Origin of the sequence: Streptomyces pluripotens (assembly GCF_000802245.2) — a bacterium.
GTDB lineage: Bacteria > Actinomycetota > Actinomycetes > Streptomycetales > Streptomycetaceae > Streptomyces > Streptomyces pluripotens.
The window spans coordinates 3554720-3579303 of the sequence record NZ_CP021080.1; the positions used below are offsets into that span (position 1 = coordinate 3554720).

Below are 24584 nucleotides of genomic sequence, written 5' to 3' on the forward strand. Positions count from 1 at the left end.
CGAGTGAGGCCCTGAGCGGGTCTCACGTGGCGGTGTCGCCGGGCGTATCCGTGCCGGAGTGCTCCCCGGCACGGGGCAGGCCGCCCGTCGATCCAGTGGTGGTGTCATGCTGAGCGGACCCCCCGGACGCGGAACCCCTCAGGTACCGCCCGGCCCGCTCGCTCTCAATGAGCTCGTTCAGCCAGCGCACTTCGCGCTCCACGGATTCCATACCGTGGCGCTGGAGCTCAAGCGTGTAATCGTCGAGGCGCTCCCGGGTACGTGCCAGGGAGGCGCCCATCTTCTCCAGGCGCTCCTCCAGGCGGCTGCGCCGGCCTTCCAGGACGCGCATGCGCACATCGCGCGACGTCTGTCCGAAAAAGGCGAACCGCGCGGCGAAGTGCTCGTCCTCATATGCGTCGGGGCCGGTCTGCGAGAGCAGCTCCTCGAAGTGCTCCTTACCTTCCGCCGTCAATCGGTAGACGATCTTGGCGCGGCGGCCCGCGAGAGGAGCGGCGAGGGCTTCCTCCTGGGTGCTGCCTGGTTCCTCGATCAACCAGCCGTTGGCGACCAGCGTCTTGAGGCAGGGGTACAGGGTTCCGTAGCTGAAGGCGCGGAACACCCCCAGTGACGTATTGAGTCGTTTGCGCAGTTCGTAACCGTGCATGGGGGACTCACGCAGTAGACCGAGCACGGCGAACTCAAGGATGCCGGAGCGCCGGCTCATGATCGCCTCCTCTCGGTCCCGCAGGCTGGTCCCGCAGGTCTCGTAGCGCCTCTCAGCGTCCTTATGTCGTGCTGATGTATCGACTCGATACATCAGCACGATAGAACGGCCTTGCGCAAGCGACAAGAGGGAGCGTGGTGAACGGGATCACATCACTGGTTTGTAGGAGGCAGCTTGCCTGTTTTGGGGTGACCTTCGGGGACCGGCGGGTTTCGGCGGTGCGTAGTCTGTGCGCCATGCACATCACCGGGAACCAAGCGATGTCTGAGGGCGTCGTTGTTCCCGGTGCAGTACGGGTGAATGCGGAACCGACCACATCCGTACTTCGGGGGGACCGGAAACCAGCCGCCGTTCCAGGCGCACGGGTGCGCCTGCCCGAGGAGTAATCGTTCGATGAGCGAGCACCGTCGCAAACCGCCGCAGCCGCAGGGAGGCGGACGTGCCGCGGCCCGACGCGGCCAGTCCGGCTCGTCCTCCGGTCGCCGGGCGGCACCGCGAGGCGCCACTGGGTCTCCTGCCGACTCCTATGGGTCGGACTCCGGTGGCTCGGGTGGTGAAGAGCGTCCTTACACCGGTCGGGCAGATGCCCGCCGGACCGCGCAGAGGAGTGGCCGGCGTCGAGCCGCTGACAACGCCGGCCAGGGTGGCCGGCGTGGAGGCCCGGGCGGGCCACCCGGGCCCGGGCGGGCCACCCGGGCCCGGGCGGGGCAGGAGCCGGCCAAGAAGCGGTTCATTGACTATCCCCGGTCCGGCAAGTACGGCTGGCGCCGCTGGACGCCCTCGTGGAAGCTCGTTACCGGCCTGTTCATCGGCTTCGTCGGCAGTATGGTGGCGCTGGTCGGTGTCGGCTTCGCCATGGTGCAGATCCCTGATGAGAACCTCGCCGCCAAGTCCCAGAACAACGTCTACTACTGGGCCGACCACACGCGGATGGTGGCGACGGGCACGGGCGTCAACCGGCAGAACGTCAACATCGATCAGATTCCCCCGGCCATGCGGTACGCGGTGATCTCTGCTGAGAACAAGTCCTTCTACCAGGATTCCGGCATTGATCCCATGGGCATTGCGCGAGCGGTGCTCAATATGGCACGAGGTGGTCAGACACAGGGTGGGTCGACGATCACCCAGCAGTACGTGAAGAACACGTACCTGAGTCAGGACCAGACCATCACCCGCAAGTTCAAGGAGTTGTTCATCTCCATAAAGGTGGGCACGAAGCTCAAGAAGGACCAGATCCTTCAGGGTTACCTGAACACCTCTTACTTCGGCCGCGGTGCGTACGGTATCCAGGCGGCGGCGCAGACCTACTACGGCAAGAACGCGGTCGACCTCAAACCGAGCGAGTGCGCCGTGCTCGCGGCGCTACTCAAGGGGCCTACGTACTATGACCCTGCAGGAGCCGTGGACCTCGACAGGTCGGCAACCCGGCAGGCCAACTACCAGCGCTCCCATGATCGCTGGGCCTGGATCCTCGGTGAGATGCACAAGGACAAGCATCTCACCGACGCCGAGTACCAGAAGGCCATCAAGAAATACCCCATGCCACAGGGCCGCAAGGCGACGAAGGGGATGACTGGCCAGATCAGTTACCTGGTCGACACAGCCAAGAAGTACGTCCTGAGCCACTCCAACATCACGGAGGCGCAGTTCGACCAGGGTGGCTACCAGGTCTACACCACCTTCCAGAAGGACAAGGTCGACGCGCTCAACGCGGCCGTAAAGAAGATCGAGAAGGCACGTATCGATCCGAAGAAGCCGAAGGACAAGTACGTCCAGTTCGGCGCGGCGTCAGTGGTACCCAATGACGGCGCGATCGTCGCGATCTACGGCGGCGCAGGGTACGAGCACGGCTACTTCAGCAACAATGCCAATACCTCGGGCGTCCCGGTTGGTTCGACATGGAAGCCGTTCGACCTCGCGGCGGCCATGGAGTACGGCACCTACTGGTCCGACGGCGTGGGTCTGTCGCCGATGAGCAAGTACAACGGTGACGACCTGATCAAGATCAAGAAACCGGACGGCAGCTATTACCTGAACAAGGACAACACCGTCTTCCGCCAGAAGAACGAGGGCCCCAAGGCCTGGGGTTACATCACCCTACGCAAGGCGATGGAGCAGTCGATCAACTCCCCGTTCGTCCAGCTCAGTGTGGATGTGGGGCTGTCGAAGGTGCGTAACGTCGCCAAGTCCGCCGGCATCCTGGACCAGAGCATGCCGAAATACCCTGATCCGTCGTTCGCCATTGGCACCTCGACTCCTAGCGCGATCCGCATGGCCGATGCCTATGCGACATTCGCTGCGCAAGGCAGGCACACCGACCCTTACTCGGTGACCTCTGTCACGCACGGAGGGGAGAATCTGCCCGGTTTTGCCAAGCCGAAGCCGAATCGGGTGATGCCCGCCAATGTGGCGAACAACGTCACAGACGTCCTGGAGAACGTCATCCAGAACGGTACGGCCCAGAACGCCAAGGCCATTGGCCGTACAGCGGCTGGCAAGACCGGTACTACGGACAAGAACAAGTCGGCCTGGTTCGTGGGATACACCCAGCAGCTTTCCACCGCGGTCACGATGTTCAGGGAGAACCCCAAGAAGAGCGGGCTGATCTCCATGTACGGCACAGCCGGCGTGGACTCCATCCACGGTGGTGACATCCCGACGCTGGTGTGGACCGACTACATGAAGGTCGCGCTGAAGGGCAAGTCCGATCCCGGATTCCCCGAGGCCACCGACATCGGAGAGGCCCAAGACGAGCCGGGTGCGCCCTCTCCGACTCCGACCGTAAGCATCACGCCGAGCGAAACGCCGAGCGAAACGCCGAGTCCGACTCCCAGCGAGACGGTCATCACCCCCTCCCCAACGCCGAGCCAGACCTGTCAGTGGGGCTGGGGCAGCAACTGCAACGGCAACGGAAACAGCAATGGCAATGGCGGCGGTGGCCTTGGTGGTGTGGGCGCTGGTGGTGCAACCGGAGATGCCAGTCCGACGCCCACTGGCACCGACACGACCACGGCAAGCACCACCCGAGGAAACGGCAATGGAGGAGGCATCCTCTCCGGACCGACCGGTTAGCCGTCGAACTGGTTGACATCCATATCGCCCACTGAGGGTGTTTCACGTGAAACATGGGCCGCCGCACCGACGAGGTGCGGCGGCCCTCGGCTCTTTCCAAGGCAGGTACGGCAGGATGTGGCCCATGCCCAGTGCAGAGATGACGCCCGCGAGCATGCCCAAGCCCGAGGCCGAACCGGTGCAGCCCACCAGAGAGGACGAGGTCGCCGCGGCTGGCAGCGAACTGATCGGCGGTCCCATCGGGCGGCGTGCCCTCTTCGGGACTTCCTGGTGGACTCCTGTACGGGTCGTTGTGCTCGTGGCCATCGCTATGTTCGCCCTCGGCCTGGTCCAGAAGGCGCCGTGCTACCAGAGCGCCTGGTTCTTCGGAGCGAGTAGCCAGTACACGCACGCCTGCTACTCGGACATCCCGCACCTCTACCAAGGCCGCGGGTTCGCCGACCACCTCGTGCCGTACTTCGACAAACTTCCTGGCGACATGGACTACCTCGAATATCCGGTACTGACCGGTGTATTCATGGAGGTGGCATCCTGGCTGACCCCGCACAGCGGCACCATCCAGCACCAGGAGCAGTGGTACTGGTTCGTCAACGCCGGGTTGCTGATGGTGTGCGCGGCTGTCATTGCCGTATGCGTGGCCCGGACCCATGGACGCCGTCCCTGGGACGGCCTGCTTGTCGCCCTGGCGCCCGCCTTCGCGTTGACGGCGACCATCAACTGGGACCTCTTCGCCGTCGCTTTCACCGCTGCCGCGATGCTCATGTGGTCACGGGGCCGGGCCCTCGCCTTCGGTGTCCTGCTCGGACTGGCCACGGCAGCCAAGCTCTATCCCGTTCTGCTGCTGGGCCCGCTACTCGTGCTGTGCTGGAGGGCCGCTCAATGGCGGCAGTTCTTCCAGGCCGTGGGCGGGGCAGTGGGCGCCTGGCTGGTGGTCAACCTGCCAGTGATGATCAATCACGACGCGACGGGTTTCCACATCCGCGAGGGGTGGGCCAAGTTCTACACCTTCAGCAAGGAGCGCGGTGTCGACTTCGGGTCGTTCTGGCTGATCTGGGCGCAGAACTCCAGTAACCCGCCCACTACCGACTTCGTGAACATCGCTGCCTCGGCGCTGATGGTGGTGTGCTTCCTCGGTATCGGCGCGCTGACGTTCACTGCTCCACGCCGACCGCGCTTCGCCCAACTGGCCTTTCTGATGGTGGCGGCGTTCATTGTCACCAACAAGGTCTATTCCCCGCAGTACGTCCTGTGGCTGGTGCCGCTGGCTGTCCTCGCCCGGCCCAAGTGGAGGGACTTCCTGATCTGGCAGGCGTGCGAGGTGGCGTATTTCCTCGGCATCTGGATGTACCTCGCCTACACGACCAGTGGAGACGCTCACAAAGGTCTGCCGACGCACGGCTATCACCTGGCGATCGTGCTGCACCTGCTGGGCACGCTTTACCTGTGCGCCGTCGTCGTGCGGGACATCCTCATGCCGGAGCGGGACGTTGTGCGGCGATCCGGCGACGACGACCCCTCGGGAGGGGTGCTCGACGGAGCCCAGGACGTCTTCGTGCTCGGCGCGGCGGCCCACCCACCACGGCACGCGGCCCATGCCGACAGGCCCCAGGTGGGCTGGGGTACGTCCGCACCGTTGCCCCACGAGGAGAGTTCGCTCTGAGGGAGCGGCTCTCGGGCCCTCATGAGGGAGGCCGTACACGAGCGATTCGTGTACGGCCCGTTGCCCGCCCGATACGGCTATTCCGGCCGGGCTCTTTCCGGTACGGCTGGCTGTCCTAGTAGTCCACGAGCCGGTCAAACTGTGTTGTCGTGTGCCGCAGATGGGCCACCAGTTCGTCACCGACCTTCGGCTCCGGGGCGTCCGAAGGGACGAAAAGGATCGACACCTGCATGTGCGGTGGCTCGGCGAACCAGCGCTGCTTGCCGCCCCAGACGAACGGCGAAAGATTCCGGTTGACCGTGGCGAGGCCGGCCCGGGCGACACCCTTGGCGCGCGGCATGACGCCGTGCAGAGCCTTCGGGGCCTCCAGACCCACCCCGTGTGACGTGCCGCCTGCCACCACCACCAGGTAGCCGTCCGAGGCCGCCTTCTGCTGCCGATAGCCGAACCGGTCACCTCTGGCCACGCGCGTGACGTCCAGGACCGTGCCGCGGTACTCGGTGGCCTCGTGGTCCCCCAGCCATAGCCGTGTGCCGATACGAGCGCGGAACCGGGTCTGCGGGAACTGTTGCTGGAGCCGGGCGAGTTCGTCAGCCTTGAGGTGGCTGACGAACATCGTGTGCAGCGGCAGCCTGGCTGCGCGCAGCCGGTCCATCCAGCCGATGACCTCTTCGACGGCGTCCGATCCGTCAGTGCGGTCCAGCGGCAGATGGATGGCGAAGCCCTCCAGCCGGACGTTCTCTATCGCCTGGTGCAGCTGCGGCAGGTCCTGCTCGCTGACGCCGTGCCGTTTCATCGAGGACATCACCTCGATGACGACACGGGCGCCGACGAGACCGTACACGCCGTCGATCGACGACACCGAACGCACCACCCGGTCGGGCAGTGGCACGGGCTCCTCACCGCGCCGGTACGGCGTCAGTACCAGAAGGTCCCCGCCGAACCAGTCCTTGATGCGCGCGGCCTCGTAGGTCGTGCCGACGGCGAGTAGGTCCGCACCGAGCCGCGTGGCCTCCTCGGCCAGCCTTTCGTGTCCGAAGCCGTAGCCGTTGCCCTTGCAGACCGGGACTAGACCCGGGAATTGCTCCTGCACGTGCTTGTGGTGCGCCCGCCAGCGCGCGGTGTCGACGTAGAGCGTGAGCGCCATGGCCGGACCCGGAACCTTTCTCGTGGCTGCGGTGTACTAGAGGTGCGAAAGCTATGAAGGCTATGGAATCAAACGCCCGCGGTTCAGCGGCGCGACATGTACATGTCGAGCGCTTTGTGGAGCAGCTTGTTCAGCGGGAAGTCCCACTCGCCGAGGTACTCGGCGGCCTGCCCGCCCGTGCCGACCTTGAACTGAATGAGGCCGAACAGGTGGTCCGTCTCGTCGAGCGAGTCGGAGATGCCGCGCAGGTCGTAGACCGTGGCGCCGAGCGCGTAGGCGTCGCACAGCATCCGCCATTGCATCGCGTTGGAGGGCCGGACCTCGCGGCCGATGTTGTCGGAGGCGCCGTAGGAGTACCACACGTGGCCGCCGACGATCAGCATCGTCGCCGCTGAAAGGTTTACGCCGTTGTGCCGGGCGAAGTACAGGCGCATGCGGTTGGGGTCCTCGGTGTTGAGGGCCGTCCACATGCGCTGGAAATAGGACAGCGGGCGGGGCCGGAAGTGGTCGCGTACCGCCGTGATCTCGTACAGCCGCTGCCACTCAGGCAGGTCCTGGTAACCACCCTGGACAACCTCGACGCCGGCCTTCTCGGCCTTCTTGATGTTGCGGCGCCAGAGTTGGTTGAAGTTCTTGTGCACTTCTTCGAGGGAGCGGTTGGCCAGCGGTACCTGGAACACATACCGGGGCTGCACGTCGCCGAAGCCGGCGCCGCCGTCCTCGCCCTGCTGCCAGCCCATGCGGCGCAGCTTGTCGGCCACCTCGAAGGCGCGCGGCTCAATGAAGTCGGCCTCCATGTCGCGTAGACGCTTGACGTCCGGGTCCTGGATGCCCTTCTTGATGGTCTCGGCGTTCCAGCGTCGGATGATCACCGGCGGGCCCATCTTCACCGAGAAGGCGCCCTGTTGCTTCAGATGAGCCAGCATCGGCTGGATCCAGTCGTCCAGGTTCGGCGCGAACCAGTTGATCACCGGACCCTCGGGGAGATAGGCGAGGTAGCGCTTGATCTTGGGCAATTGACGGTAGAGGACCAGACCCGCGCCGACCATTTCGCCCGTGCGCTCGTCGAACCAGCCGAGGCTCTCTGAGCGCCACTCTGCCTTCACGTCGGCCCAGGCCGGCACCTGCATGTGGCTCGCCGCCGGCAGGCTCTGGAGGTAGGCCAGATGCTGCTCGCGACTAATAGTCCTCAGGGTCAGGCTCATTCGGGGCTCCTCGGGCTGGTGTGTCCCCATGGGTACAGGGGCTCCGGCTCTAGCGCCGAAGCCTACTGCGCCGTGTGAGCGCGCTGACCGGGCGTGCCGCTCCTTCGCCCCGGTCGACGTGCTGTCCGGGGCGAAGGAGCGGGCGGCGAGAGGTGCCCGACGAGCGGGGAGAGGCGGGCGGCTAGAACAGCCCGCCGAACAGCCCGCCGTTCGCCATGCCGAGGAAGAAACCGACACCTGATGCGCCGAGCCCGAGGATCAGGCCGAAGCGCTCACGTGTGGTCTCCGAGATCCACTGCCCGTACGCCCCGGTCAGGATCCCCACCAGGCCGGCCCAGGACGCCAGCAGGTGAAGGCCGTCGAAAAAGCCGGTGATGAAGGCCGTCACGCCGAGTACGAGCGTGACCACCACCAGGGTGTCCTGAAGCGGATGGGGCTTGCCATCCGTGGCGAAGAGAGAACCGGCGGTGTTGGGTCGCAATGCCTGTGCCATGGGCACCTCCTGCGGAAGGCGGCGCATCGTAGCGCCGTACACACCCGATGTGTACAGATTGACGGCTCCCACCGCCGGATTTCAACCGCAAGCGGTGTGCGGGTACTCTGTACCGTCTGCACCGGTGTCTGTTCAGACCTGCCCGACAGGGCTGCGGTCACACTGCGGGGTCCCCGGCGGAACCCCGAGATTGTCAGTGGCGGCCGATACCGTTGCGTACGCATCACAACCCTCCTGCCACGGAACGACCGTGGCCGCTGAGTCCAAAGGAGGTGGGTTCCACATGCGTCACTACGAGGTGATGGTCATCCTCGACCCCGATCTCGAAGAGCGTGCTGTCTCCCCGCTGATCGAGAACTTCCTGTCCGTCGTTCGCGATGGCGGCGGCAAGGTTGAGAAGGTCGACACCTGGGGCCGTCGTCGTCTCTCGTACGAGATCAAGAAGAAGCCCGAGGGCATCTACTCGGTCATCGACCTGCAGGCCGAGCCTGCGGTCGTGAAGGAGCTCGACCGCCAGATGAACCTGAACGAGTCGGTCCTTCGGACCAAGGTCCTCCGCCCCGAGACCCACTGAGCCTTCCCGCTCAGCTGATCTCGGGATTCGAGTAGCAGCAAGCAGCCAGCAGCAAACCCGCCGAGAGGTTCCCCCATGGCAGGCGAGACCGTCATCACGGTCATCGGCAATCTTGTCGACGACCCCGAGCTGCGCTTCACCCCGTCCGGTGCGGCGGTCGCGAAGTTCCGCGTCGCGTCCACTCCTCGCACCTTCGACCGCCAGACGAACGAGTGGAAGGACGGCGAGAGCCTCTTCCTGACCTGCTCGGTCTGGCGTCAGGCGGCGGAGAACGTCGCTGAATCGCTCCAGCGAGGCATGCGCGTCATCGTGCAGGGCCGACTGAAGCAGCGGTCCTACGAGGACCGTGAGGGCGTCAAGCGCACGGTCTACGAACTGGACGTCGAGGAAGTCGGCGCCAGCCTGCGCAACGCCACGGCCAAGGTCACCAAGACCTCCGGTGGCGCTCGCGGTGGCCAGGGTGGTTACGGCGGCGGCCAGGGCGGCGGCTGGGGCGGAGGCCCCAGCGGCCCTCAGGGCGGTGGCCAAGGCGGTGCTCCCGCTGACGATCCGTGGGCTTCCGGCACCCCTGCCGGCGGCAACCAGGGCGGTGGCTGGGGCGGTGGCTCCGGCGGCGGTGGCGGCTACTCGGACGAGCCCCCCTTCTGAGCCTTCGGGCCGAGGGTGGGTCGTACCCAAACTTCTTGATCACACAGGAGAAACACCATGGCGAAGCCGCCTGTGCGCAAGCCGAAGAAGAAGGTCTGCGCTTTCTGCAAGGACAAGGTCACGTACGTGGACTACAAGGACACGAACATGCTGCGGAAGTTCATTTCCGACCGCGGCAAGATCCGTGCTCGCCGCGTGACCGGCAACTGCACGCAGCACCAGCGTGACGTCGCCACGGCCGTCAAGAACAGCCGTGAGATGGCGCTGCTGCCCTACACCTCCACCGCGCGCTAAGGGAAGGGTGACTGACACATGAAGATCATCCTCACCCACGAGGTCTCCGGCCTCGGCGCCGCGGGCGACGTCGTCGACGTCAAGGACGGTTACGCTCGCAACTACCTGATCCCGCGGAAGTTTGCCATCCGCTGGACCAAGGGTGGCGAGAAGGACGTCGAGCAAATCCGTCGCGCCCGCAAGATCCACGAGATCCAGACCATCGAGCAGGCCAGCCAGGTCAAGGCCCAGCTCGAGGGCGTGAAGGTCCGCCTGGCCGTCCGCTCCGGCGACTCTGGCCGTCTCTTCGGTTCCGTCACCCCGGCCGACATCGCTTCCGCGATCAAGGCTTCCGGTGGCCCCGAGGTCGACAAGCGCCGTATCGAGCTGTCCGCTCCGATCAAGACCCTGGGTGCCCACGAGACGTTCGTGCGTCTGCACCCCGAGGTTGCCGCCAAGGTCAACATCGAGGTCGTCGCGGGCTGACCGCTGTGCTCGCATGAGCCGATGAAGGGGCCGCACCATCTACGGGTGCGGCCCCCTTCTCGTGCTCCCCGTGACAGCGTTCCTACGCTCCGGTAACCGAAGCGTAGGAACGCTGTCACGGGGAGCACGTTTCACGTGAAACAGTCAGCGGGTGGCACCTGTCACGAGCCAGTGGCCGGAGCGGGCACGCCGCCACAGCGTCAGTAGGCGGATGGTCATCATCAACGTCATCGCTGTCCAGAGCGCGGTGAGGCCACCACCGACCACAGGGACGAGCAGCGCCATCGGCGCGAACACGGCCAAGGTGACAACCATGGCCCAAGCCAGGTACGGCCCGTCGCCTGCTCCCATCAGGACCCCGTCCAAGACGAAGACGATGCCGCAGACGGGTTGCGACAGTGCCACCATCAGCAGAGCGGGCAGTGCTGTGTCCGTCACCACTGGGTCGCTGGTAAACAGAGGCAGGACAAGCGGTCGCGCGGCCACCACGAGCAGGCCCAGGCCGACACCGGTCGTGATGCCCCACTGGATCATGCGGCGGCACGCCTCGCGGGCGCCCTGGGGGTCGTCCGAGCCGAGGTAGCGGCCGATGATGGCCTGTCCCGCGATCGCTATCGCGTCGAGGGCGAAGGCCAGCAGGCTCCACAGCGACAGGATGATTTGGTGGGCGGCCATGTCGGCGTCGCCGAGACGTGCTGCCACTGCCGTGGCTATGACCAGAATTGCACGCAGTGAAAGTGTGCGGACCAGGAGGGGAAGACCTGCTTGTGCCGATGCGAGGATGCCGGTGATGTCCGGGCGGAGGGAAGCGCCGTGCCGACGGGCACCACGTACGATCACGGTCAGATAGGCGGCCGCCATACTGCACTGGGCGATGACCGTACCCCAGGCCGACCCAGCGATGCCGAGACCGACGCCATAGACGAGCCCTGCGTTGAGTCCGGCGTTGGCGATGAATCCGGCGACGGCGACGTAGAGCGGAGTGTTGGTGTCCTGTAGGCCGCGCAGCACCCCCGTAGCCGCGAGCACCATGAGCATGGCCGGAATGCCAAGGGAGGAGATGCGCAGGTATGTCGTGGCGTATGGGGCCGCGGTCGGGGAGGCGCCGACGAGGTCCACGATGTCACCCGAGAACGGAAGGGCAATGGTGATTACGGCGACGCCGATTAGTAGTGCCAGCCAGATGCCGTCCATGCCTTGGCGGATGGCGGTCTGGAAGTCGCCGGCGCCGACGCGACGGGCCACGGCGGCCGTGGTCGCGTAGGCGAGGAAGACGAAGACACTCACGGCGGTGGTGAGCAGAGCCGAAGCCACGCCGAGGCCAGCGAGTTGGGCAGTTCCTAGATGGCCGACGATCGCACTGTCCGCCATGACGAAAAGGGGCTCGGCAACTAGCGCTCCGAAGGCCGGCACGGCCAGCGTGACGATCTCTCGGTCGTGCCGTCGGCGGACAGCTCGGGGTTTCGCGGGAGCCTCGGTCATGAGCGCTAATGTAATCGTCCACAGGTAAGTGATGCAAAGGCGTAGTGGCCCTTACTGGAAGGCGTGGACCGTGTCCTTTCGTGCTTCGTTCGAAGCGATCTTGGCTCGACGGGGGAAGTTTTTCTTCTACACAGCCGGTGGATGGTAAGTCCGCAGGTCGGAGCCACCTACTCGATGAGATCGAGGGCTTGTTCACAGCACTGTCCACCGTGTCGTGCACAGGTTTTGACGAGTTCTCCACAGTATCTGGGCGGTCGTCCACATGGCCTGTGGATAACCAGATTGGCTGACGGTGCCGACAGGCCTACCGTTGTCCGGCGCCCGCTCCTTCCCGCAGCCCGGGAAGAGTCTTTCCCGCGGCCCGGGAATCGTCACAAATCCGACGCGCCAGAACTGGAGTTGGGCCTCTTATTTGTCAGTGTCGTGTCGTACAAAAGAGGACACGGCGAGGTCCGCTCCGCGGACGGGAGGAGGTGGCTCGGTGAGCATTTCCGAGCCCTTGGACGATCCGTGGGCCGACAGCGGACCCAGCGATCGTCTGCCGGCCTCCCGCCGGCGTGATGACGGCGGCCGCGGCCGTGACGAGCAGCACGACCGGGGCCGGGACAACGCCTCGTGGGACGGCGCCGGTACCTCTTTCGAGCGAGTGCCCCCGCAAGACCTGGATGCCGAACAGTCCGTGCTGGGCGGCATGCTGCTGTCCAAGGACGCCATCGCAGACGTGGTCGAGATCCTCAAGGGCCACGACTTCTACAAACCCGCGCACGAGACCATCTTCCAAGCGATCCTGGACGTCTATGCCAAGGGCGAGCCAGCCGACCCGATCACCATCGCCGCCGAGCTCACCAAGCGCGGCGAGATCAACAAGGTCGGCGGCGCAGCCTATCTGCACAGTCTCGTCCAGACCGTGCCGACGGCGGCCAACGCCGAGTACTACGCGGAGATCGTCCACGAGCGGGCCGTTCTGCGGCGCCTAGTCGAAGCCGGCACACGCATCACACAGATGGGTTACGCGGCTGACGGGGACGTGGACGAGATCGTCAACCGCGCGCAAGCCGAGATCTACGCCGTCACCGAGCAGCGGACCAGCGAGGACTACCTGCCGCTCGGCGACATCATGGAGGGCGCCCTCGACGAGATCGAGGCGATCGGCTCGCGCAGCGGTGAGATGACGGGTGTGCCCACGGGGTTCACCGACTTCGACTCGTTGACCAACGGCCTGCACCCTGGGCAGATGATCGTCATTGCGGCCCGTCCGGCCATGGGTAAGTCGACCCTTGCGCTGGACTTCGCACGGGCCGCCTCGATCAAGCACAACCTCCCCAGCGTCGTCTTCTCGCTGGAAATGGGCCGGAACGAGATCGCGATGCGTCTCCTGTCGGCCGAGGCCCGGGTCGCCCTGCACCACATGCGATCCGGCACGATGACCGACGAGGACTGGACCAGGTTGGCCCGCCGCATGCCCGATGTCTCGGCCGCGCCGCTCTACATCGATGACTCCCCGAACCTGTCGATGATGGAGATCCGCGCCAAGTGCCGACGCCTGAAGCAGCGCAACGACCTGAAGCTGGTCGTCATCGACTACCTCCAGCTGATGCAGTCCGGTGGCTCCAAGCGCGCCGAGAGCCGTCAACAGGAGGTCTCGGACATGTCTCGTAACCTCAAGCTGCTCGCGAAGGAGCTGGAGATCCCGGTCATCGCACTCTCCCAGCTGAACCGAGGTCCCGAGCAGCGCACCGACAAGAAGCCGATGGTCTCCGACCTGCGTGAGTCCGGCTCCATTGAGCAGGACGCCGACATGGTCATCCTGCTGCACCGCGAGGACGCATACGAGAAGGAGTCTCCACGCGCGGGTGAGGCGGATCTGATCGTGGCCAAGCATCGAAACGGCCCGACAGCCACGATCACGGTTGCCTTCCAGGGTCACTACTCCCGCTTCGTGGACATGGCCCAGACCTGAAGCGAGGTTGTACGGTCTCGCATTTCGTGGGGGAAACTCGTCGATCTCGGCGGATTGCTGGGCCTCCGATGCCGGGCGCGGGGGACGCGGTTCCTTGAACGCACCGGCTGATCGACCGCCCAGGTACTTCCCTCCGGGGCACATCTCGGGTGTCTGCCGGCTGGCCTCCTACAGTGGACGCGAGGAGCAGTGGACTCCTCGCGAGGACATGCGATGGCGGAACAGACGAAGTCGGCCTCCGCCCTTCTCGGGTTCTAACGGTCCTCGCAACACCCATGATCGGTGGGAGTGGCGAGGACCGTTAGAACCCAAGGTGAAGGGGCCCACTGGCCCGTGTACCAGAACGGTTCTGGCCCGACGGGTGTGGCGCGGGCGCTGAGCGATCTGGCGATGTCGCCTAGGAACTGCGGGACGACCGCGACCCCCACCGGCCCGCGCGGTCAGTGAGCCAGCTCGGCCAGTGCTTCCCCGGTCTGGCCGGCCGGGGTGCTGTCCAGTGCGGCTGCAGACCGCAGGTCGCCAGCCGCCAGCCCGGTGCAGCCAGATACGCCACGACAGGCACGAACGGCAGCGTGTCCCCCGCGCAGGGCGACCGGGTCCGACTCCCTCGGCGCCCTGCGCGCAAACACAGCGGCGTCCAGTTCCGCCGCTCTCCGGGCCCCTTCCAGGGAGGTCCACGAGGCCATGCAGCAGAGTGCGCGTAGTGGATTCGACGTCCGCCGCCGTAGCAGGTGAACTGGGCCCATGACGACGTATCAGGAAGCGCTGCTCCCCGGAACCCGCCGTGCCTTGCTGCACCGGATTGCCCTTGCACAGGCCGAAGGCCGAGCGCCGTCGCTGGTCGCCGCCGTCGTGCGGGATGGGCAGGTCGTGTGGCACGGTGCACGGGCATCGGTGGATGGAGACGCACCGGGCGAGACCGTGCAGTACCGGATCGGGTCCATCACCAAGACCTTCACGGCTGTCCTGGTGATGCGCCTGCGTGACGAGGGGCTGCTCGACCTCAGCGATGCCCTGGAGAAACATGTGCCAGGTACTGGTGCTGGGGAGGCGACGATCGCCGATCTCCTCGCTCACACCGCGGGGCTGGCGGCCGAGTCGCCGGCGCCCTGGTGGGAACGGACCCCCGGCTCCCTGCGACCCGAGTTGAGTGATGTGCTCGGTGAGCAGCCCCTTCTCCATCCCGTCGGCCGACGGCACCACTACTCCAACCCCGGTTATACGTTGCTCGGCGCGCTGGTGGAGGAACTGCGTGGTGCTCCTTGGGAAGAGGTACTGCGCGGTGAAATCCTCGAACCGCTCGGCCTGCGCCGCACGAGTGCGCATCCGGAGCCCCCGCACGCGGGTGGGTGGGCCGTGCATCCATGGGCCGACGCGCTGCTGCCCGAGCCGCTGGAGGATCTCGGCAGGATGGCACCAGCCGGTCAGCTGTGGTCGACCACAGCTGACCTGGCACGGTTCGCCGCGTTTCTGACCCGCGGCGACCACCAGGTGCTGAGTGCCGAGTCGGTGAGGGAGATGCGGACCCCGGCGGCACCCACCGAAGCCGCCGATGTTGCGGGTGGAATCGCCTACGGACTAGGGATGCAGATCCAGCACCGCGACGGCAGGTTGCTGGTCGGGCATTCCGGATCGCTGCCGGGTTTCCTTGCGAACCTCACGATCAGCGTGGAGGACGATGTTGCCGCGGTAGTGCTTGCCAACTGCACCAGTGGACCGTTGCCCGGTGTGGTGGCCGCGGACCTCGTGCGGATCGTCGCCGAGGCGGAACCGCTCTTCCCTAAGCCCTGGCGGCCGTTGTATGACGTCGATCCGGCAGTACTGGAGCTGGCGGGGCAGTGGTACTGGGGACCCCATGCCTTCGGTCTGCGGGCCAGTGCCGACGGCCTGCTCGCACTGGGACCGCTCACCGGCAGCGGACGGCGTTCCCGGTTCCGCCCGAACGGCGACGGCACCTGGACCGGCCTGGAGGGCTACTACGCCGGAGAGCTGCTGCAGCCAGTTCGACGTGCGGACGGGACTCTGAGCCACCTTGACCTAGGGTCATTCGTGTTCACGCGGCAGCCGTACGACACCGATGCTCCGGTGCCCGGTGGAGTGGACCCGAAGGGGTGGCGGGGGATGCGCTAGCGACGAGAGGCAGGGCGGTGTGTTTCACGTGAAACACACCGCCCTGTTCTGCTCGTATCTGTGGTGCTGTTAGTGGGTGTTCTGCGAGAGTTCGGCGGTTCTCGTTGCGCTTGAGGGCGGGTTGTCCGGTTCCGGGGCTTCACGGTCAGCCAGGGGTGCGGTCTGCTGGGAAGCGTGGGCGGGCGCCAGCCGTACCCGAGTGATCTGCCGGATGAGGCATGGGAGCTGATCCGGCCGGCCATCACGGCCTGGAAGGCGAGGCACCCGTCGGTCAGCGGGCATGCGGGCCAGTACGCGATGCGGGAGATCGTCAACGCGATCCTGTACCAGGCCCGCACCGGCTGCCAGTGGCGTTACCTGCCGCATGACCTGCCACCGAAGAGCGCGGTGTACTACTACTTCGCCCTTGTGGCGGGATGACGGAACCGCCGAGACCATCCACGGCCTGCTGCGCTGGCAGGCCCGCGAAATGCGCAAGCGGCACGAGGATCCCACCGCCGTCGTCCTGGACTCGCAGACGGTGAAGGCCTCGGTGAACGCGCCGAAGGACACGACCGGGCTGGATCCGGGCAAGAAGAGCCCGGGCCGCAAGCGGGGCATCGCCACCGACGTCCTCGGCCTGATCATCGCCGTGGTCGTGGTCGCTGCGAGCGTGCACGACAACACCATCGGCATCGCCCTGCTGGACAAGGTCGCCGCCACCGCACCCACGGTGACCAAGAGCTGGGTGGACGCCGGGTTCAAGCAGGCCGTGGTCGAGCACGGCACCCGCCTCGGCATCGACGTGGAGATCGTCCAACGTGAGCCCGGGGCAAGAGGGTTCACCCCGGAACCCAAGAGATGGGTGGTGGAGCAGACGTTCGGCACCCTCCTGCTCCATCGCAGACTCGTGCGGGACTACGAGACCCGACCGGCCAGCTCGGTGGCGATGATCCACTGGTCCATAACCGACGTCATGCTCCGCCGCCTCACCCGCACCGCCACCCCGACCTGGCGCGATGCATCCCAGGCGAGCGGGAGCGGGCGGTGAGACAGCTCCTGGACAAGATCGAGGCCCGGCAGCGGCTGGTGCACGAGACCGCCGAACGGCTGCGTGAGCAGATCGCCGAACTCACCGAGCAACTCGCCGCCGCCGAGCACACTCTGGAGCGGCTGGAGACCACCCGCGAGACCGTGCTGGAACTGGCCACCGAGGACGGCGCCCCACCGCCCGAGCCGCTGCCGCCCGGCTACCGCGAGCTCCTGGCCCTCTTCGAGCACAACGGGGACGGGCTGCGCGCCAGGGATGTCTGCCGCACTCTCGGCACCGGCACCGAGCCGCGGCACACCGAAGGTATGCGCGCCAAGCTGAAACGCCTGGACAACCGAGGCATCCTCACCGAAGCTGAACCCGGCCTGTTCACCTTCACCCCGCCGGCACCGACCACCCCAGAGACCGACTCAAGCTGAAATCAGACGAAGACCCGCAGAACACCCACTTAGAGCTTCAGTTTGAAGCCCTCGTGCGAGGCATTGAAACCCAGGCGCTCATAGAAGCGATGAGCGTCGGTACGTGACTTGTCCGAAGTTAGCTGCACCATCCGGCAGCTGAGCCGCTGCGATGTGTCGATCGCCCACTTGATCAGCAGGCTGCCCAGCCCACTGCCCCGTTCGTCGGCATGGATGCGCACGGCCTCGATGAGCGCTCGGGTCGCCCCCTGATGAGAGAGACCGGGAATGATCGTGAGCTGGAGGGTGCCGATGACGCGGCCTTCCCGTACGGCGACGACGAGGTGCTGGTTCGGATCCATGGACAGGCGATCCAGCGCGGCTTGGTACGGGGCCAGGTCATGGGGTGACTCGCGTTGAGCGCCCAACGGATCGTCGGCGAGCAGGGCGACGATTGCCGACAGGTCGTCGGCCGTTGCGTAACGTATATCGAGTCCTTCCACACTCGCACCCTAGCGTTCGAGGGCTCAGCCCCACTCCAGTGTGGTTGGCTCGGCGTTCCGGGAGGAGACGTCCGGTAGCAGGGAACGTCTGGCCGCCCACTGGGCCCTGCCGCTTATCGTGGGCGCTCCGTCCCGGACGGACGCGTGGGCCCCACCCAGTGCCGCGGTGAGACCGGACCCGTCCTACGACGGCTCAGCCCGCCGCCACTGTCAGCGGTGCGAATCTCCGTGTCCAGTCGCCAGGAAGGTCCGTGATGCCGTAGACCATCACGGAGTTGAAGGCCACTGAGGCCAGCCCTTGGGCCTTCGCCCATGCCAGCAGCTCCTTGTGACGCACATCGATGTCGGTGCGCAGTGGACGGTCAGTATGGGCCGCTAGCGAGGCGATCAGGGCCTTTGCAGTCTCCGCTTCCTGGGCGATCAACGGGCCGACGACCTGGGTGTCCATATTGGGCCACGCAGCCGTGTAGCCGGTGATCCGGCCCTCCTCCTCGGCCACCCGTAGCTGGTCGGCGAAAGCAGGCAGCCGAGTGATGAGGGGAGTGCGGTCAGCACCGAACACCTCCTCGTCGAGACGCAGGATCGCCGGAAGGTCCTCCGCAGTAGCTGCGCGCGTTGGTACGCCTGAATCCCAATCCCCAGCAGTGAAGCGGCCTGTCAGCATTTCCGTTCGGCCTGTTGCCTTGAAGCCCAGCTCCTCGTACAAGGGACGGCCGTTGGGGGTGGCGTGCAGGGTCAGTGGCGTGGTTCCCATGACCGACAGCACATGCCGCATCAAGCGGCGGCCGACGCCCTGTCGAGAGTGGCGTTCTGCCACCAGAACCATGCCGATGGCGCCTAGATCCAGCCGCTCCGATGAGCCGTACTCCGTGACGACACAGGCGGCGATAAGCCCTCCTTGCGGGTCGTCAATGCCGAAGCCGTTTCCTGCTGTGAGGAGGAAGCCCCACTTGTGTTCTTCGCGTGGCCACCCCCGGTCTTCGGACAAGTCGGCGCAGGCAGTGAGATCGCGAAGCGTCAGACGGCGGATGGGAAGAGCGGCAAGGGAAGGAGTTGGCACGCAGGTCAGGCTGTCTGACCGGTGCCCTCGGCGTCCACCCGTTTCGGTGCAGACATACGTGCTTTTGGCCACGTTGTACTCATGCGTAAAGCCTGCGGACATGTGTGGGTGTTTCACGTGAAACGTCGCCAGCCGGATGGCCTCGTGGCCATGGCGAGACTCCATCTTTTCGATCTCGATGGCGCGTTGTTGCACGGGAGCACCGTGCCGGTGGAGATTTCCCGCCAGGTGGAGCTGGAAACGGAGACGGCGGCGTTGAACTATGCGATCGCGGAAGGGCGCATGGTCCGCCGGAGTGCGCGGCGCAAGTGTATGACCTAGAGATGGGGCTGACCGAGGCACATGTGAGCGTCGCATTCGATGCGGTCCCCCTGGCTGGACTGCATTCGCGAGGTCTGGGCGGCGACCAGGAGCGCGGGTGAATACTGCGCGGTGGTGGCGCTCTCACCCTCCCTTTTCGTTGAGGGTTTCCTGGAGTGGGGCGCTCGCGCGGCCCATGGATCCCGTTTTCCTGCGGTGCCGTTCACCGAGCCCCGTCGCTCCGTCCGGTGTGCTCAGCGCTGCGGCCAAGGTAACTATCGCGGACCACCTCTGTGAAGAGTTCGGCGTGGCACGGGCGGACTGTGCGGCGTACGGAGACTCGTCATCGGACAAGGAACAGTTTGCTGTCGTACCGGTTTCCGTGGCGGTCAATGCCGACGCTCACCTGGCCGGACTTGCGACTCCCTCCTCCACGGGACGAGATCTGTGGGAGGTCTATGAATTGGTCCGTGCATCAAGGTAGTTGAACAATCCACACAGTTCTTTCCCTGTTCGAGGGCAAGGGAAAGAAGGAGGGGACTTGTGCGTGCGGCGGCGGCCGGTAGGGTCGAATCCGGTTCACGTCCGGGACGGAGTGCGCGCGTCCCGAGCGGGCCGAGGCAGGGCAGCAGCCTAACGGGAGGGAGGGCTCGAAACCCATGTTTCCGGTTTCGTGACCAAGGCTTCCCAGGGGATGGGAAGCTGCGGAGCAAGCGTTGCGGCTGGCCGCCTGCCGGGGGAAAGCGGGCACCTTCCGAGGAGGAGGTGCGCAGACCAGAAGACGTTCGAGGCGAGGGCACACCATGGACGCTCCGACCACTACGTCGGGGGAGAACGGCATGTCGGGCGGGGGCAACTGGTTCACGCCGCGTAGGACATCATCGGCTCCGACCGCCTCGCAGGCGGCTGACACACCTGCCCCACGGTCATCTGAGGATGGTTCCGCGGTGGTGGCGGCCTCGCTGCCCGAGTCCCAGCAGCGGTCGGTGCCGACCACTCAGGAAGGCTCTCGGGATGCGATCCTCATCCGCCGCACGATGGCCGAGATCGGCCCCGTTGCCCACAAGGTCACCTCGTACTTCTACGCCCTCCTCTTCGTTCGTCACCCCGATCTGAGGTCTCTGTTCCCGGCCGCGATGGACGCGCAGCGAGACCGCCTGCTGAAGGCCTTACTTACGGCGGCCGAGTACCTGGACGACACCTCAGTCCTTGTCGACTACCTGCAGAACCTGGGCCGCGGACACCGCAAGTATGGAACGCGCGCTGAGCACTATCCGGCCGTGGGTGAATGCCTGATCGGTGCACTGACCAAGTACGCCGCTGCCGTCTGGAACCCGGAGATCGAAGCGGCCTGGGTGCGGGCATACACGACGATCTCCCAGGTCATGATCGACGCGGCGGCGGCAGACGAATTGCGCGCTCCCGCCTGGTGGCAGGCCGAGATCGTCACGCACGAGCTCAGGACCTCCGACATCGCGATTGTCACCGTACGTCCGAACCAGCCCTATCCTTTCCTTGCGGGCCAGTACACGAGCGTGGAGACGCCCTGGTGGCCCCGGGTGTGGCGGCACTACTCCTTCGCCTCCGCACCTCGATCGGACGGCATGCTGACCTTCCATGTGAAGGCTGTTCCAGCCGGATGGGTCTCCAACGCGCTGGTGCATCACGCGCGGCCGGGGGACGTCGTACGCCTAGGCCCCCCGGTCGGGTCGATGACCGTCGACCATTCGACCGACAGGGGGCTGCTCTGCCTGGGCGGTGGCACGGGCATAGCGCCCATCAAGGCCATGGTCGAGGACATTGCCGAGCGCGGAGAGCGCCGAACGGTCGAGGTGTTCTACGGCGCACGGACCGACCACGACCTGTACGACATCGACACCATGCTCAGGATTCAGCAGACTCATCCCTGGCTATCGGTCCGGGCCGTCATAGACCAGCAGACCAATCACCAGCTACCCGATGCCGTACGCGCCTACGGCCCCTGGCACGAGTACGACGCCTACCTCTCGGGGCCGCCCGGAATGATCCGCAGAGGAGTGGACACACTCCGGGACATCGGTGTCCCGTCCAACCGCATAAGGCACGACTCGATGGAGACACTGCTCGTTGTCGGAGGCTGACTGCGCTATCCGAGGTCGGGAGCGTGCATGGCGCGTACTCCCTCGATGTTGCCGTCCAGGTAATGGCGCAGCGACAGTGGGACCAGATGGACGGAGGCGATGCCGACGCGCGTGAACGGGACACGGACGATCTCGTACTCCCCGGTCGGCTCGTCCACTTCGGGGCCGTGCCGCAGGGATGGATTCATCGATTCCAGCCGGCAGACGAAGAAGTGTTGCACCTTTACGCCGGTGGCACCGCCGTCCTCACCGATGTGTTCCACGGTGTCCACGAAGCACGGCACCACATCGGTGATCTTGGCGCCCAGTTCCTCGTACACCTCACGGTGCAGGGCGTCCACGACGGTCGGGTCTCTGGGCTCGACCCCACCACCGGGCGTGACCCAGTAGGGATCCACACCGGGTTTGGTGCGCTTGATCAGGATGAGGTCGTCAGCGTCCAGGAGGACGGCGCGGGCGGTGCGCTTGACCACGGGTCGGACGGTCATGGGAGAAATGTGGCCCGGCTGGTTCCACGTGAAACATTGCGAAGCGTCACCATGCGAGCGCGGTCTGCGTATGCCGTGGAGAAAGGCCTCAGCGCCATGCCATCGCTGCCCGCTTCAGCCGCTCGTGGGCGCGGGCTATATGCGGCATCGCGAGGGTGCCGGTGCGTGCGACCAAGAAATAGGTGCGCAACGGTGGTACTGCCGGGTCGTGCAGAGTGACGATCGTGCCGCGATTGAGGGCCGGAGTGCAGAGATATCGGGGCAGCACCGCAAGCCCAGCGCCCGCGATCGCACAGGCGAGTACGGCTCGCAGGTCGGGTACGACGATCGTGCCCGAGGCCGTCGGGCGGGCTCCGAAGACGGAGGTCCAGTAGCGCGAGACGAAGGGCAGCGACTCGTGGACCTCGACGATGGGTAGGTTCTCCAGGGCGGGTGCCCCTCTCAGGCGTAGAGCGTCCGAACCGATCCTCTCCGCGCAGTGTGGGGCGGACACGAGCACGTGCTCTTCATCGCAGAGCGGGCTCGCGGTGAGCAGGGTTCCGCGTGGCCGGGCCGTGCTGATGGCCAGGTCATGGTGTCCGGCGGCCAGCCCTTCCAGGATCTCCTCCGCAATGCCGAAGGAGACACGCAGCGTGAGGCCGTGGCCGTTTTCGCCGGACAGCTCGGTAAGAGCGGGCAGGGCGCGTTCGGCGGTGAACTCCGGCGGACCGGCGAGATGCAGCGTCCGTGCCGGCGCTTCGTCGTCCAGGCTGCTTTCGGCAATTTCCAGCAGGGCGTCGAGGTGGGGTGCGGCCCTGTGCGCGAGTTCGTCGCCGATGGTCGTCGGGGTCACGCCGCGGGCCTGCCGGAGGAAAAGAGGTCTGCCCAGCTGGCGTTCCAGCGTGCGGATCTGTGAGGTGACGGCGGGCTGGGAGAGCCCGAGCAGTGCGGCGGCGCGAGTAAAGGAACCTGCCCGGTGAACGGTGACGAAGGTCCGCAGCAAGGCCAGATCCATGGCACGCCCTCCCCTGTCTCTGCCGTTCTCCGGCCTCTGGGCAGGCATCAACTATAAATAAGTCGATAGGACGCTGTCGCCTGCGTGATTGGACACTGACACAGGGTCAACTAGCCTTGGTCAAGCGGTTCTTCGCATGCGGAACCGGCGACGGTCCGAGCCACGAGGGGGGAGGCTCGGACCGTCCTGCTGTCTCGGCAGATGAAGGCGTCCCCGCTTACCCGGCCGACTCGTCCAGAGCACGCAGCAGGTCGGCCACCAGGTCCTTGGGGTCTTCGGCGCCGACGGACATGCGGATGAAGCCTTCCGGGACCGCGTCACCGCCCCAGCGGCGCCGGCGTTCGGCCGTGGAGCGAACGCCGCCGAAGCTCGTCGCGTCCTCGACCAGGTGCAGTGCCGCAAGGAAACGTTCGGCTCGCGCGCGTGTGGGCAGCGTGAAGGAGACGACACAGCCGTAGCGGAACATCTGCTGTGAAGCGATCTTGTGGGAGGGGTCGTCGGGCAGCCCCGGGTAGCGCAGGCCGGACACTGCGGGGTGTTGCCGCAGGACCTCGGCGACACGCAGGGCGGTGGTGTTCTGACGTTCGACGCGCAGCTGCAAGGTGGCGATGGACCGATGCGCGAGCCAGGCCTCCATGGGCCCGGAGATCGCTCCGGTGATCTTGCGCCAGCGCCGTACGGCGGCCATGGCCGTGGCGTCGCGGCCGGCGACGTAGCCCAGGAGGATGTCTCCGTGCCCGGTGAGTTGCTTGGTGCCGCTGGCGACGGAGAAATCTGCGCCCACCTCCAGCGGCCGCTGTCCGAGCGGCGTGGCGAGGGTGTTGTCCACGGCCACCAGGGCGCCCCGCGCGTGTGCCGCCTCCACCAGCCGTCGGATGTCGCACACGTCGAGTCCGGGGTTGGACGGGGACTCGATCCACAGCAGCCGGGCGTCGTCGAGGATCTTCAACTGGGCGTCACCACGCGTGGGTGCGGTGCGTACTTCGATGCCGTAGGCCTCCAATTGGGCGCGGACCAGTGACAGTACCTGGTAGCCGTCTGACGGCAGTACGACCGCGTCCCCGGCGCGCAGCTGGGAGAACAGCACCGCGGAGATCGCCGCCATGCCAGAGGCGAACACCAACGTCTCGACGTCCTGCCTGGGCGCTTCCAGCTCGCCGATGGCACGTTCCAGCAGTGTCCAGGTGGGGTTGTCGTCGCGTCCGTACGAGTACGGACCCGTCACGTCACCGGGCAGGTGGAAGTGGGCCGCGAACACCGGTCCGGGCATGGTCGGCTCGTGTTTCACAGGTTCGGGTAGTCCTGCCCGTACCGCTCGGGTGCCGTCGCCCGTGTGGCCCCCGCCCCTGGCGGCGTCGCTCATGCGGTTCGTCCTTCCAGTTCTGCGAGCACGGCGGCGAGCAGCCCGGTGCTCGCCGCCTCCACCATCTCAAGACACTCCTCGAAGTTGTCCCGGTCCCCGTAGTACGGGTCCGGTACGTCGAGTTCGTCACCGGCAGAGGGGTCGAAGGAGCGCAGCAGGCGGATCTTGCGTACGTCTTCCTCGGTTGGCGCGTGGCGGCGCAGGGCCTTGAGATGGCCGGTGTCGAGCGCGATCACCAGGTCGAGGCGGGGAAACCACGACGACTGGAACTGGCGGGCGATGTGTTCGGTGCCGTATCCGTGCTCCCCGAGGACCGAGGCGGCGCGCGGGTCGGCGGCCTCTCCTTCGTGCCAGCCGCCGGTGCCGGCGCTGTCGACCGTCACCAGTTCTGCGAGCCCGGCCTCCGCCACGCGCGCGTGGAAGACGGATTCGGCCATCGGTGAGCGGCAGATGTTGCCGGTGCACACGAAGCAGACGCGGTAGGTCATGGCG

Annotated in this window: 21 protein-coding genes and 2 pseudogenes; 12 read left to right on the forward strand and 11 right to left on the reverse strand. The window is 66.1% G+C overall.

Features of this window, described 5'->3' with window-relative positions:
* Positions 1-22: 22 nt before the first annotated feature.
* The gene (locus LK06_RS15960) at positions 23-706 is read right to left on the reverse strand and encodes a PadR family transcriptional regulator (protein ID WP_039655599.1); all 684 of its coding nucleotides are present in this window, start codon (positions 704-706) and stop codon (positions 23-25) included.
* 393 nt (positions 707-1099) lie between these two features.
* On the opposite strand from LK06_RS15960, the gene LK06_RS15965 reads away from it, so the two are divergent.
* Together LK06_RS15965 and LK06_RS15970 are read left to right on the forward strand one after the other, a co-directional pair.
* On the forward strand, positions 1100-3778 hold the full coding sequence (locus LK06_RS15965) for a transglycosylase domain-containing protein (protein WP_078858774.1): 2679 nt from the start codon (positions 1100-1102) through the stop codon (positions 3776-3778).
* Between the two features lie 124 nt (positions 3779-3902).
* Positions 3903-5438, forward strand: coding sequence for a glycosyltransferase family 87 protein (locus LK06_RS15970; RefSeq protein ID WP_174673882.1), 1536 nt, complete (start codon positions 3903-3905; stop codon positions 5436-5438).
* A 115-nt stretch (positions 5439-5553) separates the two neighbouring features.
* Here the strand turns inward: LK06_RS15970 and LK06_RS15975 are convergent, their stop codons facing one another.
* The 3 genes from LK06_RS15975 to LK06_RS15985 form a co-directional block, all read right to left on the reverse strand.
* Entirely contained in the window at positions 5554-6585 is a 1032-nt protein-coding gene (locus LK06_RS15975; RefSeq protein ID WP_039655601.1) for an alanine racemase, read from the reverse strand.
* A gap of 83 nt (positions 6586-6668) precedes the next feature.
* Positions 6669-7790 (reverse strand): peptidoglycan bridge formation glycyltransferase FemX, encoded by a 1122-nt coding sequence (gene femX, locus LK06_RS15980; RefSeq protein WP_039655602.1) that lies wholly within the window; start codon positions 7788-7790, stop codon positions 6669-6671.
* Positions 7791-7971: 181 nt separating this feature from the next.
* Entirely contained in the window at positions 7972-8283 is a 312-nt protein-coding gene (locus LK06_RS15985; protein ID WP_039655604.1) for a hypothetical protein, read from the reverse strand.
* 283 nt (positions 8284-8566) lie between these two features.
* On the opposite strand from LK06_RS15985, the gene rpsF reads away from it, so the two are divergent.
* From rpsF to rplI, 4 genes are all read left to right on the forward strand, one after another.
* Positions 8567-8857: a 30S ribosomal protein S6 gene (gene rpsF, locus LK06_RS15990; protein ID WP_004985983.1), complete on the forward strand. Its 291-nt coding sequence runs from the start codon at positions 8567-8569 to the stop codon at positions 8855-8857.
* Positions 8858-8932: 75 nt separating this feature from the next.
* Positions 8933-9505, forward strand: a complete 573-nt coding sequence (locus LK06_RS15995; protein WP_039655607.1) for a single-stranded DNA-binding protein — start codon at positions 8933-8935, stop codon at positions 9503-9505.
* Between the two features lie 57 nt (positions 9506-9562).
* Positions 9563-9799 carry a 30S ribosomal protein S18 gene (gene rpsR / locus LK06_RS16000; RefSeq protein ID WP_003949403.1) on the forward strand — a complete coding sequence of 79 codons (237 nt, stop codon included), beginning with the start codon at positions 9563-9565 and terminating at the stop codon, positions 9797-9799.
* Positions 9800-9817: 18 nt separating this feature from the next.
* Complete coding sequence (gene rplI, locus LK06_RS16005) at positions 9818-10264, forward strand: 50S ribosomal protein L9 (RefSeq protein WP_039655611.1); 447 nt, start codon at positions 9818-9820, stop codon at positions 10262-10264.
* 144 nt (positions 10265-10408) lie between these two features.
* Here the strand turns inward: rplI and LK06_RS16010 are convergent, their stop codons facing one another.
* Complete coding sequence (locus LK06_RS16010) at positions 10409-11746, reverse strand: MATE family efflux transporter (RefSeq protein WP_043408674.1); 1338 nt, start codon at positions 11744-11746, stop codon at positions 10409-10411.
* A 481-nt stretch (positions 11747-12227) separates the two neighbouring features.
* Between LK06_RS16010 and dnaB the strand changes: the two genes are divergently transcribed.
* The 4 genes and pseudogenes from dnaB (at position 12228) to LK06_RS16030 (ending at position 17285) form a co-directional block, all read left to right on the forward strand.
* On the forward strand, positions 12228-13706 hold the full coding sequence (gene dnaB / locus LK06_RS16015) for a replicative DNA helicase (protein WP_039655614.1): 1479 nt from the start codon (positions 12228-12230) through the stop codon (positions 13704-13706).
* Between the two features lie 744 nt (positions 13707-14450).
* A complete protein-coding gene (locus LK06_RS16020) occupies positions 14451-15836 on the forward strand; it encodes a serine hydrolase domain-containing protein (protein WP_043408677.1) in 1386 nt (461 codons plus the stop codon).
* Positions 15837-16010: 174 nt separating this feature from the next.
* Positions 16011-16866 (forward strand): annotated as a pseudogene (locus LK06_RS16025) (IS5 family transposase).
* Entirely contained in the window at positions 16863-17285 is a 423-nt protein-coding gene (locus tag LK06_RS16030; protein WP_052318880.1) for a hypothetical protein, read from the forward strand. Before LK06_RS16025 ends, LK06_RS16030 begins: the two are co-directional and overlap by 4 nt.
* A 29-nt stretch (positions 17286-17314) precedes the next feature.
* Here LK06_RS16030 and LK06_RS16035 read toward each other — a convergent pair whose 3' ends face one another.
* Both LK06_RS16035 and LK06_RS16040 read right to left on the reverse strand, forming a co-directional pair.
* Positions 17315-17767 carry a GNAT family N-acetyltransferase gene (locus LK06_RS16035; protein ID WP_039655625.1) on the reverse strand — a complete coding sequence of 151 codons (453 nt, stop codon included), beginning with the start codon at positions 17765-17767 and terminating at the stop codon, positions 17315-17317.
* 193 nt (positions 17768-17960) lie between these two features.
* The gene (locus tag LK06_RS16040; protein WP_039655627.1) at positions 17961-18827 is read right to left on the reverse strand and encodes a GNAT family N-acetyltransferase; all 867 of its coding nucleotides are present in this window, start codon (positions 18825-18827) and stop codon (positions 17961-17963) included.
* 150 nt (positions 18828-18977) lie between these two features.
* Here LK06_RS16040 and LK06_RS34365 point away from each other — a divergent pair.
* Both LK06_RS34365 and LK06_RS16050 read left to right on the forward strand, forming a co-directional pair.
* Positions 18978-19611 (forward strand): annotated as a pseudogene (locus tag LK06_RS34365) (HAD family hydrolase).
* Between the two features lie 319 nt (positions 19612-19930).
* Positions 19931-21247, forward strand: a complete 1317-nt coding sequence (locus LK06_RS16050; RefSeq protein WP_167747944.1) for a globin domain-containing protein — start codon at positions 19931-19933, stop codon at positions 21245-21247.
* A 5-nt stretch (positions 21248-21252) separates the two neighbouring features.
* Here LK06_RS16050 and LK06_RS16055 read toward each other — a convergent pair whose 3' ends face one another.
* The 4 genes from LK06_RS16055 to LK06_RS16070 all read right to left on the reverse strand — a co-directional run bounded on the left by LK06_RS16055 (position 21253) and on the right by LK06_RS16070 (position 24580).
* A complete protein-coding gene (locus tag LK06_RS16055) occupies positions 21253-21735 on the reverse strand; it encodes an NUDIX domain-containing protein (protein ID WP_043432928.1) in 483 nt (160 codons plus the stop codon).
* Positions 21736-21823: 88 nt separating this feature from the next.
* Complete coding sequence (locus LK06_RS16060; RefSeq protein WP_039655630.1) at positions 21824-22729, reverse strand: LysR family transcriptional regulator; 906 nt, start codon at positions 22727-22729, stop codon at positions 21824-21826.
* Positions 22730-22946: 217 nt separating this feature from the next.
* On the reverse strand, positions 22947-24092 hold the full coding sequence (locus LK06_RS16065) for a cystathionine gamma-lyase (protein WP_043432930.1): 1146 nt from the start codon (positions 24090-24092) through the stop codon (positions 22947-22949).
* Positions 24089-24580, reverse strand: a complete 492-nt coding sequence (locus LK06_RS16070; protein WP_043432932.1) for a low molecular weight protein-tyrosine-phosphatase — start codon at positions 24578-24580, stop codon at positions 24089-24091. Before LK06_RS16070 ends, LK06_RS16065 begins: the two co-directional genes overlap by 4 nt.
* Positions 24581-24584 lie beyond the last annotated feature (4 nt).

Excerpts from the sequence above, each read along its gene's own strand:
- LK06_RS15995 (WP_039655607.1), top strand. The coding sequence starts at position 8,933 with ATGGCAGGCGAGACCGTCATCACGGTCATCGGCAATCTTGTCGACGAC.
- LK06_RS16055 (WP_043432928.1), bottom strand. The coding sequence starts at position 21,735 with ATGACCGTCCGACCCGTGGTCAAGCGCACCGCCCGCGCCGTCCTCCTG.
- rpsF (WP_004985983.1), top strand. The coding sequence starts at position 8,567 with ATGCGTCACTACGAGGTGATGGTCATCCTCGACCCCGATCTCGAAGAG.
- LK06_RS15960 (WP_039655599.1), bottom strand. The coding sequence starts at position 706 with ATGAGCCGGCGCTCCGGCATCCTTGAGTTCGCCGTGCTCGGTCTACTG.
- LK06_RS15975 (WP_039655601.1), bottom strand. The coding sequence starts at position 6,585 with ATGGCGCTCACGCTCTACGTCGACACCGCGCGCTGGCGGGCGCACCAC.
- LK06_RS16010 (WP_043408674.1), bottom strand. The coding sequence starts at position 11,746 with ATGACCGAGGCTCCCGCGAAACCCCGAGCTGTCCGCCGACGGCACGAC.
- LK06_RS16050 (WP_167747944.1), top strand. The coding sequence starts at position 19,931 with ATGGACGCTCCGACCACTACGTCGGGGGAGAACGGCATGTCGGGCGGG.
- LK06_RS15965 (WP_078858774.1), top strand. The coding sequence starts at position 1,100 with ATGAGCGAGCACCGTCGCAAACCGCCGCAGCCGCAGGGAGGCGGACGT.
- LK06_RS16070 (WP_043432932.1), bottom strand. The coding sequence starts at position 24,580 with ATGACCTACCGCGTCTGCTTCGTGTGCACCGGCAACATCTGCCGCTCA.
- rplI (WP_039655611.1), top strand. The coding sequence starts at position 9,818 with ATGAAGATCATCCTCACCCACGAGGTCTCCGGCCTCGGCGCCGCGGGC.
- LK06_RS15985 (WP_039655604.1), bottom strand. The coding sequence starts at position 8,283 with ATGGCACAGGCATTGCGACCCAACACCGCCGGTTCTCTCTTCGCCACG.
- rpsR (WP_003949403.1), top strand. The coding sequence starts at position 9,563 with ATGGCGAAGCCGCCTGTGCGCAAGCCGAAGAAGAAGGTCTGCGCTTTC.
- LK06_RS16060 (WP_039655630.1), bottom strand. The coding sequence starts at position 22,729 with ATGGATCTGGCCTTGCTGCGGACCTTCGTCACCGTTCACCGGGCAGGT.
- LK06_RS15970 (WP_174673882.1), top strand. The coding sequence starts at position 3,903 with ATGCCCAGTGCAGAGATGACGCCCGCGAGCATGCCCAAGCCCGAGGCC.
- LK06_RS16020 (WP_043408677.1), top strand. The coding sequence starts at position 14,451 with ATGACGACGTATCAGGAAGCGCTGCTCCCCGGAACCCGCCGTGCCTTG.
- LK06_RS16065 (WP_043432930.1), bottom strand. The coding sequence starts at position 24,092 with ATGAGCGACGCCGCCAGGGGCGGGGGCCACACGGGCGACGGCACCCGA.
- femX (WP_039655602.1), bottom strand. The coding sequence starts at position 7,790 with ATGAGCCTGACCCTGAGGACTATTAGTCGCGAGCAGCATCTGGCCTAC.